This window comes from Streptococcus panodentis, assembly GCF_017884005.1.
Lineage (GTDB): Bacteria > Bacillota > Bacilli > Lactobacillales > Streptococcaceae > Streptococcus > Streptococcus panodentis.
The window spans coordinates 18,804-30,168 of record NZ_QFAY01000012.1; the positions used below are offsets into that span (position 1 = coordinate 18,804).

The 11,365-nt window shown below is 47.9% G+C and carries 14 protein-coding genes; 7 read left to right on the plus strand and 7 right to left on the minus strand.

The genetic code is table 11. The features are described from left to right. Positions 1–9 precede the first annotated feature (9 nt). From mutY to yjbM, 5 genes are all read right to left on the minus strand, one after another. Positions 10–1,164, minus strand: coding sequence for an A/G-specific adenine glycosylase (mutY, locus tag DHL47_RS06700; RefSeq protein WP_209551320.1), 1,155 nt, complete (start codon positions 1,162–1,164; stop codon positions 10–12). A gap of 60 nt (positions 1,165–1,224) precedes the next feature. Continuing rightward, positions 1,225–2,202, minus strand: a complete 978-nt coding sequence (gene pta / locus DHL47_RS06705) for a phosphate acetyltransferase (protein WP_128837360.1) — start codon at positions 2,200–2,202, stop codon at positions 1,225–1,227. A 261-nt stretch (positions 2,203–2,463) separates the two neighbouring features. After that, positions 2,464–3,351, minus strand: a complete 888-nt coding sequence (locus DHL47_RS06710) for an RluA family pseudouridine synthase (protein WP_209551321.1) — start codon at positions 3,349–3,351, stop codon at positions 2,464–2,466. Further along, positions 3,348–4,196, minus strand: a complete 849-nt coding sequence (locus DHL47_RS06715) for an NAD kinase (RefSeq protein WP_128837362.1) — start codon at positions 4,194–4,196, stop codon at positions 3,348–3,350. The genes DHL47_RS06710 and DHL47_RS06715 overlap by 4 nt, the downstream gene beginning before the upstream one ends. Continuing rightward, positions 4,150–4,821 carry a GTP diphosphokinase gene (yjbM, locus tag DHL47_RS06720; RefSeq protein ID WP_128837363.1) on the minus strand — a complete coding sequence of 224 codons (672 nt, stop codon included), beginning with the start codon at positions 4,819–4,821 and terminating at the stop codon, positions 4,150–4,152. The genes DHL47_RS06715 and yjbM overlap by 47 nt, the downstream gene beginning before the upstream one ends. Before the next feature lie 95 nt (positions 4,822–4,916). Here yjbM and DHL47_RS06725 point away from each other — a divergent pair, with 95 nt between their 5' ends. The 7 genes from DHL47_RS06725 to DHL47_RS06755 all read left to right on the plus strand — a co-directional run bounded on the left by DHL47_RS06725 (position 4,917) and on the right by DHL47_RS06755 (position 9,821). Beyond that, positions 4,917–5,477, plus strand: a complete 561-nt coding sequence (locus tag DHL47_RS06725) for a CYTH domain-containing protein (protein ID WP_128837364.1) — start codon at positions 4,917–4,919, stop codon at positions 5,475–5,477. Between the two features lie 128 nt (positions 5,478–5,605). Continuing rightward, positions 5,606–6,577, plus strand: coding sequence for a ribose-phosphate diphosphokinase (locus tag DHL47_RS06730; protein ID WP_128837365.1), 972 nt, complete (start codon positions 5,606–5,608; stop codon positions 6,575–6,577). Further along, the gene (locus tag DHL47_RS06735) at positions 6,574–7,686 is read left to right on the plus strand and encodes a cysteine desulfurase family protein (RefSeq protein ID WP_209551322.1); all 1,113 of its coding nucleotides are present in this window, start codon (positions 6,574–6,576) and stop codon (positions 7,684–7,686) included. The genes DHL47_RS06730 and DHL47_RS06735 overlap by 4 nt, the downstream gene beginning before the upstream one ends. Position 7,687: 1 nt before the next feature. Continuing rightward, a complete protein-coding gene (locus DHL47_RS06740) occupies positions 7,688–8,035 on the plus strand; it encodes a DUF1831 domain-containing protein (RefSeq protein ID WP_209551323.1) in 348 nt (115 codons plus the stop codon). Between the two features lie 96 nt (positions 8,036–8,131). Then, the gene (locus DHL47_RS06745; protein ID WP_128837368.1) at positions 8,132–8,353 is read left to right on the plus strand and encodes a DUF4649 family protein; all 222 of its coding nucleotides are present in this window, start codon (positions 8,132–8,134) and stop codon (positions 8,351–8,353) included. Positions 8,354–8,456: 103 nt separating this feature from the next. Beyond that, the gene (locus DHL47_RS06750; RefSeq protein WP_128837369.1) at positions 8,457–9,104 is read left to right on the plus strand and encodes a redox-sensing transcriptional repressor Rex; all 648 of its coding nucleotides are present in this window, start codon (positions 8,457–8,459) and stop codon (positions 9,102–9,104) included. A gap of 24 nt (positions 9,105–9,128) precedes the next feature. Beyond that, on the plus strand, positions 9,129–9,821 hold the full coding sequence (locus DHL47_RS06755; RefSeq protein WP_128837370.1) for a gamma-glutamyl-gamma-aminobutyrate hydrolase family protein: 693 nt from the start codon (positions 9,129–9,131) through the stop codon (positions 9,819–9,821). Here DHL47_RS06755 and radC read toward each other — a convergent pair. Both radC and DHL47_RS06765 read right to left on the minus strand, forming a co-directional pair. After that, on the minus strand, positions 9,818–10,501 hold the full coding sequence (gene radC / locus DHL47_RS06760; protein WP_128837371.1) for a RadC family protein: 684 nt from the start codon (positions 10,499–10,501) through the stop codon (positions 9,818–9,820). The genes DHL47_RS06755 and radC overlap by 4 nt on opposite strands. Positions 10,502–10,608: 107 nt before the next feature. After that, the gene (locus DHL47_RS06765) at positions 10,609–11,364 is read right to left on the minus strand and encodes a class A sortase (protein ID WP_209551324.1); all 756 of its coding nucleotides are present in this window, start codon (positions 11,362–11,364) and stop codon (positions 10,609–10,611) included. Position 11,365 lies beyond the last annotated feature (1 nt).

The following is an 11,365-nucleotide window of genomic DNA, read 5'->3' on the forward strand; positions in this document are numbered from 1 at the left end:
GATTTTTTGCTATTTTCTGGCTTGCTGGAAAGCTTCCCACATCTTCTGCTGCGGTTTTGCAAGAGGATAGGAAGCAAACTCCTCCGGAGTCAGCCACAAGACTTGAGCTGCTGCGCCGTGCTCTCTGTCCTCTGTCCTGCCGTAAGTCAGCTGAATCTGCCACTTACGGTGGCTGAAAACATGCTGAACTCTGGGAAAAATCAACTCCTGCCAGTCGACTGCCAACTGATAATCCTGCTCAAAACTCTCCTGCGGTGAGAGTTCCAAAGCAGCTTCAGGCTCGGCCGCTTCAAAGAGGTCCATTTGCTCTTCTCTGAATTCATCCACCTCGATCAGCGGAAAGTGCCAAAAACCCGACAAAAGCCCCGCAGCTTCATTTTTTTCCAGTAAGAACTGCCCCTGGGCATTTTCAACAATCAAGCCCTGCAGGTAGACTGGAACCGGTTTTTTCTTCGCTGCCTTTATTGGATACTTATCCATGGTCCCATGCAGATAGGCTGCACTGAATTCCCTGACCGGGCTGGCCTCTGGACGAGGATTGACCGGCGCCTCAATATCTGAGCCCAAGTCCATCAGCGCCTGATTGAAGTCCCCAGGCCGGTCCGGATCAATCAAAAGCTCCATCATGGCCTGAAACACCTTGCGATTGCTGGGAACCCCGATATCTAAGTCCACCTCAAACAGCCGGCTCAGCACCCGCATGACATTGCCATCCACCGCCGGCTCAGGCAGCCCGAAGGCAATGCTGGCAATAGCCCCAGCTGTATAAGGGCCGATGCCTTTGAGACTGGCAATCGCTTCGTAGCTATCAGGGAATTCCCCATCGAAATCCGCCATCATCTGCTGGGCCGCCTTTTGCATATTGCGGACCCGGGAATAATACCCCAGCCCCTCCCAAGCCTTGAGCAGTTTTTCTTCCGGCGCTGCAGCCAAGTCGGCCGCAGTCGGAAACCAGTCCAGAAAGCGCTCATAGTAAGGGATAACGGTGTCTACCCGAGTCTGCTGCAGCATAATCTCCGAAATCCAGATATGATAGGGATTGCTGGTTCTGCGCCAAGGCAGGTCACGCTTGTCTTCATCATACCAGGCCAAGAGCTTCCGGCGGAAGGCGCCAATCTTCTCCTCCTCCCACATGACAATTCCATATTTCTTCAAATCTAACATAACTCTAGTATAGCATAAGAAAGCAAGGGCCACAAAAAGGAGAGCTCAGCCCTCCTCATTTTAATAATGCCCTACAGCCTGGCTGGCCGTAATCAATGTTAATTTATAGACATCATCCGCATTGCAGCCGCGGGACAGGTCGTTGACCGGATGGTTGAGTCCCTGCAGGATTGGCCCTACAGCTGAAAATCCGCCTAAGCGCTCTGCCATTTTATAACTGATATTCCCTGCTTCAATGCTGGGGAAGACAAAGACAGTCGCCTGACCGGCAACAGGGCTGCCCGGCGCTTTCAGCTCAGCTGTGGCTGGAACGAAAGCTGCATCAAACTGAAGCTCACCGTCAATTGCTAAATCCGGCCGCATTTCCTGAGCAATCTTGGTCGCCTCTACCACCTTGTCCACTTTCTCACCAAATCCAGACCCCTTGGTCGAATAGCTGAGCATGGCCACTTTAGGATCAATCCCAAAAATCTGTGCTGTCAAAGCCGAATTGATGGCAATTTCTGCCAGACTGGCAGCATCTGGATCAATATTGATAGCACAGTCACTGAAAATATAGCGCTCATCGCCGCGCACCATGAGAAAGGCTCCGGAAGTCCGAGAAACCCAAGGCAGGGTCTTAATGATTTGGAGAGCCGGCCGAACCGTTGCAGCAGTCGAATGAATAGCACCGGACACCATGCCTTGCACCTTGCCCAAATAAACCAGCATAACCCCAAAGTAGTTGACATCTTCCTTCAGCAGCTGACGGGCTTCATCAGCAGTGATTTTTCCCTTGCGGCGCTCAACAAAAGCTGCCACCATTTCTTCAAAGCAGGAACAGTTGGACGGATCAATCACCTGATAACCTTCGGTAACCCCCTCGATTTCCAGATAGATACGGATTTTCTCTGGGTTGCCCAAAAGCACTGGGGTTACATTCGTTTCTTTGACCAAGCGTTTGGTCGCCTGCAAAATCCGCGGCTCTTCTCCCTCGGGCAGGACAATTTTAACTTCCTTGCCTTTCAGGGCTTCCCGGATAGAATCAAAAATTTTCATCGTTTTTTAAACTCCTTTGTTTCTTAAAATCTATATTCATGAAAGTGACACTGCCAGTCCAGCCGGAGGACTGGCTTACCGTCCTTCTGCTAGACGCAGCTTTACAGAAATACCGAACCTACGCTATGTTTGCTATTTGTTTTTCATTGAGCAGCAGACTGCTGCTTCAAACACAGAACGCAGGACAGCGAGCAGTTCAAAGCAAGGCTTTTAATGAAAGAATCATTTAGAGCTGCTGAAGTTATCCATGAATAGAGGTTCCTAATTTTTAAATTTCTCAATCATGCGCTTAAAATCTTCCGGCAGGGGGCTGCCGCGCTCAATTTCCCGGCCGCTGAAGGCATTGTAAAATTTCAGGGAATGGCAATGCAGGGCCTGCCGGGCAATCCCCTCCTGCAGACTGCCCCCATAAAGATCATCGCCCAAAAGCGGAAAACCAATATGGGAAAAGTGAACACGGATCTGGTGTGTCCGCCCGGTGTGCAGGCGAATGTCCAGCAGATAGACATCACCGAAACGCTCCACTACCCGATAGCTGGTATGAGCATATTTACCATCCTTGACCACGCGCCGCGTGATGATACTCTCAGGATTGCGCCCAATCGGCGCGATAATCTCACCCCGCTCCTCTAGGTCGCCTTCCCCCTTGACTAGAGCATAATAACGCTTTTCTATCACTTTTTTCTGCAGCTGCTGATCCAGCCGGGCATGGGCATACCCATGCTTGGCAAAGAGCATGAGCCCGCTGGTATCCTTATCCAGCCGCGTCGCAATATGCACCCGCTGATTTTCATACTCCCGGTCTATGTAGTATGCTTTGACAAAATTGGCCATCGTATTGGAATGATTGACACTGGGAATACTGGCCACACCGGCAGGCTTATCCAAGATCAAGAAATGCTGGTCTTCATATACCACCGATAAGTCCCGCCGAACCGCCTGCAGGGACTCAAACCCTCTCTCTGCCGGAATATCCACCGTAACCCTGTCACCGACATCCAGCAGATAAACCGCATTCTGCGGCTGATTGTTAACCAAAATGCTGCCGCCCTGAAACTTAATCTTAGCCAGCAGCCCCTTGGAAATTTCCTGCTTTTTCAGAAAGGTTTTCACCTTGATATGCTCATCTGCAACAAATTCAAACCTCATTCCTGGCACTCTCCGATAAAGGAATCTCTGACCCGATTCCAAAAACTGGTGTGACTGGGCGAAGCAACAAAGTGAATCTTATGATTATCAATCTGATACTCAATGCGAACGATGTTTTTAAAAGAAAAAGTCTGATTGTCTACAGCGATGGTATGGTAGTCATTGCGGGTCGGCACCAGCTCAATCTTGTCCTTTTTGGGCACAATCACCGAGGAGCCTAGCGTTCGATAGACACGGTTGTTAAGGCTGGCAATTTCCGTCACCTGCAAGGCCTCGATGGTCGGATGCAAAACAGCTCCGCCCAGAGATTTATTGTAGGCAGTGCTGCCGGTCGGTGTGGAGACAGAGATTCCGTCACCTCTGAAACGCTCAAAGTGGACATGATTGATGATGACATCCGCCACCATGGTCCGGTCTGAACGCTTAATCGTCGCTTCATTAAGAGCTCGGATAACTCGGTTTTCCCCGTTTTCGAAGGTAATTTTGACATTTAAAATCGGATAGGAGACCTTGGCCCCTGTGTCCAGTTTCAGATTTTCAACCAGCTTATCCAGCTCAAAATCGCGATAATCCGTATAAAAGCCCAAATGGCCGGTATGGACACCGACAAAACGGACCTTATCCAGCTGCTGCTCATACTTGTGAAAGGCCGAAAGCAGCATGCCGTCACCGCCCACAGAAATCACGATATCGGGATTTTTGGGTGTCAGGATAAAGCCGCTGGTTCGGATTTTCTGCTTTAACTGCTGATAGACTTCTTCACTCTGTCTTTTCCGATTGCGAATGATCGCTATTTTTTTATCTGTATTCTTCATCTGTATCGTCACTGTTTCCGACACCGTCATTGAGCTTGCGGTGCAGCGGATCAAAGAGAGCCTGCGCCTCCTGAATGGCGTCGCGGATAGCTCCCATTTCCTCATCAAGCTGGTAGGCCAGATTGGCCGTCGTTTCCAAACGTCGCTTGATTTCCTCCGGAAATTCTCCTTTATACTTGTAATTCAAAGAATGCTCAATGGTTGCCCAAAAGTTCATGGACAGGGTCCGTATCTGAATTTCAGCCAGAATCAGCTTGCTGCCATTAATGGTATCCACCGGATATTCAATGATGACATGATAGCTCCGATAGCCGCTGGCTTTTTTATTCTTAATGTAGTCCCGCTCCTGAATGATGCGCATATCTGTCCGCCGGCGCAGCACTTCCAGTACCTCATCGACATCATCAACAAATTGGACCATTACCCGCAGACCGGCAATATCCTGCATTTCCTGAGCGATGGTTTCCTCGCGGATTCCTCGCAGTGCCATCTTTTCTTTGATACTTTCAATCGGTTTGACCCGTCCGGTGACAAACTCGATAGGAGAATGGCGCTGCTGCTTGCGGTACTGCTTGCGAATCCCGCGGAGTTTGATCTTTAATTCTCCGACTGCCTGAATATAAGGGTCTAGGAATTCTTCCCATTCTATCGTCATACACTTACCTTGTCATATTGGATTTTTTTGTATAAAATAAACACAACTGTTATTATAACATAAATCGCTTTCAAAAAAAAGAAAAGGACCTGAAAATGAAGCATTTAGAAATTGAACTAAAAAGCATGCTGACTCAGCAGGAGCACGCGCAGCTCCTCCCCCTGTTTAAAAATCTTGACCCCGTCACTCAGACCAACTATTACATCGATTCGCCCAGCCGCTCCATTCGGCAGGCACACTTAACCCTGCGGCTGCGGACTTTTGAAAATGCAGCTGAGCTGACCCTGAAAATCCCTCAGAAAATCGGCCTGCTGGAGCACAATCAGGCACTGACTTTGAAAGAAACTGAAACTATTTTGCAAAACAACAGCCTTCCTCCGGGAAGAGTCCGTCAGCTGCTCCAAGAAAAGCAGATTCCTATAGAAGAGTTAACTGTTCTGGGCTCTCTTAAAACCATTCGCTATGAAAAGAAGACTGCTATCGGCCTGCTGGCTCTGGACCAAAGCCATTATTTCGGCAAGACAGACTATGAGCTGGAAGTTGAGGTCGAAAACCTTGAGCAGGGCAAAGAAAACTTTCAGCAATTCCTGCGGCAGCACAAGATCCACTACAAGCCCGCCAAAAGCAAGATAGCAAGATTTGCTGAAAACTTGTAAAAAAGCTGAAATAATCTTATTTTTCTGGTAAAATAAGAGATAGAAATCTAAGAGCCTGTCTTGATAAAGGTTGTGTTCATCCTTATAATCTGGGCTCCTAAAGAGACAAAAAGAGGACGGTCCATCTCATGTCAGATAAAAAAAATATGAAACTTTTCTCTCTCAACTCCAATCATGCCATTGCTGAAAAGATTGCTGCGGCTGCCGGAGTTCCTTTGGGCAAGCTTGCTTCCCGCCAGTTCTCAGACGGCGAGATTCAGATCAATATTGAAGAAAGCGTCCGCGGCTACGACATCTACATCATCCAGTCCACCAGTTTTCCGGTCAATAACCACCTGATGGAACTCCTGATCATGGTTGATGCCTGCAATCGGGCCAGCGCTAACACTGTCAATGTCGTTATGCCTTATTTTGGCTATGCCCGTCAAGACAGGACTGCTGCTCCCCGCGAGCCAATCACTGCCAAGCTGGTAGCCAATATGCTGGTGGGCGCAGGCGTTGACCGCGTGATTTCTCTGGATCTCCACGCTGTGCAGGTGCAGGGCTTCTTTGATATTCCGGTAGACAACCTCTTTACCATTCCTCTCTTTGCCAAGCACTACTGCGACATGGGCCTTACCGGCGAGGATGTAGTGGTGGTCAGCCCTAAAAATTCCGGAGTCAAGCGTGCCCGCAGTCTGGCTGAATATCTGGATGCTCCTATCGCTATTATTGACTACGGCGAGGATGAAGCCGGACGCTCAGAAGGCTATATCATCGGCGATGTAGCAGGCAAGAAAGCCATTCTCATTGACGATATTCTCAATACCGGCCGGACTTTCTCAGAAGCTGCCAAAATCGTTGACCGTGAGGGAGCAGTTGAGATTTATGCTGTTTCCAGCCACGGACTTTTTGTCGAAGGGGCCGCAGAACTGCTGGATCAAGTCCCTATCAAGGAAATTCTGGTGACTGACTCTGTGGCTACCAAGGAAAAAATTCCCCAAAACATCCACTACATTACAGCCAGCGAATTGATTGGCGATGCCATTGTCCGTATTCAGGAGAGAAAGCCAGTCAGCCCGCTTTTTGCCTATCAAAAGAAACAAAGGACAAATTCGTGATTTATTTAGATAACGCTGCTACGACTCCCTTGTCAGCTGCAGCCATTAAAGCAATGACAGAAGCTTTGACTGTCTTTGGGAATCCGTCCAGTATTCACGGCCACGGACGGGAAGCCAGCAAGCTGCTCAGGCAGGCACGTGCAGAAATTGCTCAGATTCTCCATACTGAGAGCAGGCATATCCTCTTTACCTCGGGCGGCACAGAAAGCAATAATACTGCTATCAAAGGCTATGCTCTTCGCCATCAGGACAGGGGAAAACATATCATCACAACGGCTATTGAGCATCACGCTGTCTTAGAGACAGTTGAGTATTTAGTAGAAAAATTCGGCTTTGAAGCGACGGTTATTCAGCCAGTTGACGGACAGATTCGGGCGATAGACATCCAGCAGGCTCTCAGGCCGGATACCATTCTTGTATCAGTCATGGCTGTTAATAATGAGACCGGCGATTTGCTTCCGATTAAGGAAATCGGCCAGCTCTTAAAAGACCACCCGGCAGCCTTCCATGTAGATGCTGTGCAGGCCATTGGCAAAGTCCCTCTTTACCCAAAGGAGCTGGGAATCGACTTTCTCAGTGCTTCTGCTCATAAATTCCACGGTCCAAAGGGAGTCGGCTTCCTCTATGCCGACAGGATGGACTTTGACCGCTTTCTGCATGGCGGCGACCAAGAAGAAAAACACCGGGCCGGCACCGAGAACTTACTGTCTATTCTGGGAATGACGGCTGCACTGTCAGAAAGCGCTGAACATCTGGAAGAAAATCTGGCCCACGCTCAGCTCCTAAAGGACAGACTCCTGACAGATTTAGCCGGTCTGGACTTCTATGTAAACGAAAGTCCGTCCAGCCTGCCCTATGTCATCAATCTGGGCTTTCCCCAGCAGAAAAACGATCTGCTCCTGCTCCAACTAGACCTAAAGGGATTTTCTGTCTCTACCGGTTCCGCCTGTACAGCGGGGACTGTTCAGCCCAGCCATGTCCTGCAGGCTCTCTATGGAGACGATTCTGAGCGTCTGGGAGAATCCATCCGTATCAGTACCTCAGACCAAAACACCATCGAAGAAATAGACTATTTCAGCAAAACTTTAAAAGAAATTTTAGGAGGATAAGATGGCCTTTCAAACATCTGTTAGCTTAGCAAACTGTGAGTTTACCTACTCACTTCACTCCAATGTTAAAAAATTCACCCTGCGCGACAATACTTTTGCCCAAACCAAAGTCGGCAATTACGAACTGTCCCGCCTGCTGGAAGCCGTTCCCAACAGCGGCAATGGCTTTCTGCTGAAAATCATCATCAACAAAGACCTGACAGGCTTCAAGATTAATATCACCGATAAATCCGGACTGCGCCTGGTCAATATTTTCAAGTCGGCTGACAATGACATTCTTCAGCAAAAATTCTACTTCCTTATGGACAGTCTGGTAGAAAGACATATCTTTGAAAAAACACCCCAATAAGCAAAGTTCCTGCAATTTTGCTTTTTTCTTATCAGAACGGCCTGCAGGCGTCCGGAAACTTGAAAGCACAGCAGACAGACAGGAGAATACAGCACAATGATTGAGCTCATCTACTTAGACTCTTACAAGGTCCAACGGACCTTGACCTATCAAGACTTTGACGAGTTTTTACTGGCCTTTTCGGGCTGCGTCACTGTCCCTGATGACCGGCCGGTCATCTCAATCAGCTATAAAGGACAGGCGCTCCCTTTTGAAGGCAAAATCGGCGATTTATACCGGCAGATGACAAAATTGGACTTAGATACCTATCGGGATTGAGTTATAGCTGCCGGTAAGACCTGCCCGAAGATTTTTCCTATATAAAACTAGTTGATTTTTTCACAAACTTTCTATAAAATAGAGTTAGAAAGGTCGTGATTTTGTGAAATCTGAAAAAAACACTGCAATTCCCCGCGCAACTGCCAAGAGACTTTCGCTCTATTACCGTATTTTTAAGCGCTTCAATGCCGAAAAAATCGAGAAAGCCAATTCCAAGCAGATTGCAGAGGCTATTGGGATTGACTCAGCTACTGTCAGGCGGGATTTTTCTTATTTTGGTGAATTAGGCCGCCGTGGCTTTGGCTACGATGTCAAAAAACTGATGAACTTTTTTGCCGATCTGCTCAATGACAACTCCATCACCAATGTCATGATTGTCGGCGTCGGCAATATGGGCCGCGCTCTTCTGCACTATCGTTTTCATGAGCGCAATAAAATGAAGGTCGTCATGGCCTTTGATACGGATGACCACCCCGATGTCGGCACCATCACCAAAGACGGAATCCCTATTTACGGAATTTCCCAAATCAAACAAAAGGTACAGTCTGGAAATGTGCAGACAGCCATTCTGACTGTTCCCAGTATAAAGGCTCAGGAAGTCGCTTCTGTTCTGGTCGAAGCGGGTATCAAGGGAATTCTCTGCTTCTCACCGGTCCACCTGTCCCTGCCCAAGGATGTTGTTGCCCAATATGTCGATCTGACCAGTGAGCTGCAGACCTTGCTCTACTTCATGAGAAAGAATGAAAATTAAGATAAGAGAGGTAGCCATTACTCTATGAGTAAACCAATTATTGGAATAACCGGAAATGAAAGAACACTTCCCGATGATCAATTCGTCCATATGAGCTATACTGCCACCGGATTTGTCGAGGGGGTCAAAGAAGTTGGCGGAATTCCAATGATTCTGCCAATCGGCGATAAGGAATCAGCCCAGCAGTATATTTCTGTCATTGACAAATTGATTATCACCGGCGGCCAAAATGTTTCCCCGCAATTTTACGGGGAAGAAAAGACGATTGACAGCGATGACTATCTGCTGAAAAGGGATGTTTTTGAATTGGCTTTGATTCAGGAAGCCCGCCGGCAAAAGAAGCCTATCTTTACAGTCTGCCGCGGTACCCAGCTCTATAATGTCGCTCTGGGCGGCACCCTGCATCAGGATATTGAAGACCACTGGCAGGACCGCTCTGCAGAGTATACTACTCAAAGCATGGTAACCAAAAACGGCTCTGTGCTGCATGAAATTTACGGTCCGGCTTCTGAGATTAATTCATTCCACCACCAAAGCATCAAGGATTTGGCAGCTAATCTGGAGGTAATCGCTTATGACCCGCGCGACAAGGTCGTTGAAGCGGTTACTTCCACTGACGGCAGCCCCTTTCTCGGTGTCCAGTGGCATCCGGAATTTCTTTTTGGCTCCCATGAAGGCGATTTAGCTCTCTTTGACTATGTCGTCAATAGGCTTTAGATGATATCCGTCTCTTCACGATAGCTGTAATAATTGGTCTTCGCCACAATCAAATGATCCAAGAGAACCAACCCCATCATCTCGCAGGCTTCCTTCATATGCTGGGTCACCTCGTCATCATTTTTGCTGGGAACGACAGACCCCGACGGATGATTGTGGACCAATATAATGGAAGTCGCCAGATGTTTGAGGGCATAATGGAGAATTTCCCGCGGTTCTGCAATGCTTCTGGTCACCGTTCCTATGAAGATCGTCTGCTGATGAAGGATCTGATTCTGACTGTTGAGATAGATGGCTACCAAGCATTCCTGCCTCATATCCCCCAGCTCCTGCTGCATCTTCTGAGCCAGCTTTTGACTGCCCATGATTTGCTCCATCTGCAGCACCTCAGCCCGATTGATACGCCGGCCCAGTTCAATGACGGCTTGCAGCTCGACAGCTTTTATGGGGCCAATCCCTGAAATGGTCTGCAATTCCTGCAGAGTCAGATACTTCAGATCGTTCAAATGGGAAATAGAAGATAAGATTTTTTGAGAAACTTGGAAGACAGTTTCTTTTTTGTTGCCTGTTCTAAGAAAAATGGACAGCAGCTCCTGATTGCTGAGCTTCTCTGCTCCCTCCCTCATCAAACGCTCCCGCGGCATCATGCTCCGATCGTCCTGAAATGAAATACTATACATAGAAACCTCCTTACCTTACTATTCGAAAAAGGCTGCAAAAAAACACCCCAGATGCTAGAATCTCTCTTACTCTTGGGGTGAATTTTATTAATTTCTGATTTCTGGCATTAAATCTGCATCTGATTATAGGACTTACTGAAGGATTCCAGAACTTCCTTAGGAGCCTTTTCGTACTCAATAGAGCCTTCCAGCGTTCCCTTGACAATCGTCCGATTGGTGGCAGCTGCATCCTCACAGGTCACTAGAGTAATCTCGGCAACGCCTTCGGTGTCATCAATCACATCAATCCGATCCGGTGTCACCGTTTCTACACTGGTGATAACATAGGTATAAACCTTTTCCTTATCGGTGATATAGATTTTCATGCCTGCTTTGGCACGGTCCAGCGGGGAAAAGAGCATATCGCTGGCACCCGTAATGCCAAAGACATGATGGCTGGCAAGAGCATAATTGCCTTGACCCATCTGCTGGCTTTCTTTCATCGTGCCGGCACCGTAATAGAGACCGGCATTGTCCAAGCCCTTGAAAATCGGCAGGTTCATGGACACCTCCGGAATGGAGATACCGCCGATGACCGGCAGCTGCTGCGCTTTCCACTGGGCATTGATGACTGCTTCTGTGGAAAGCGATTCTACCTTATTAAAATCAAAACTGGTCTCAGCATTTTTATTTTTATCAATCGAATCTTTGGAAACCTTGCTGACCTGATATTGGTTGGTATGCCAGACCATGATCATATTTCGGATTTGCGCATTAAAGATTAGGGCAAGGGCCACAATAATCAATAGCGTCGCAATGATATTGATAAAAATATTTCTTTTGCTGCGTTTTTGTCTTCTTTGACTTCTTTTACCTTGTACCATA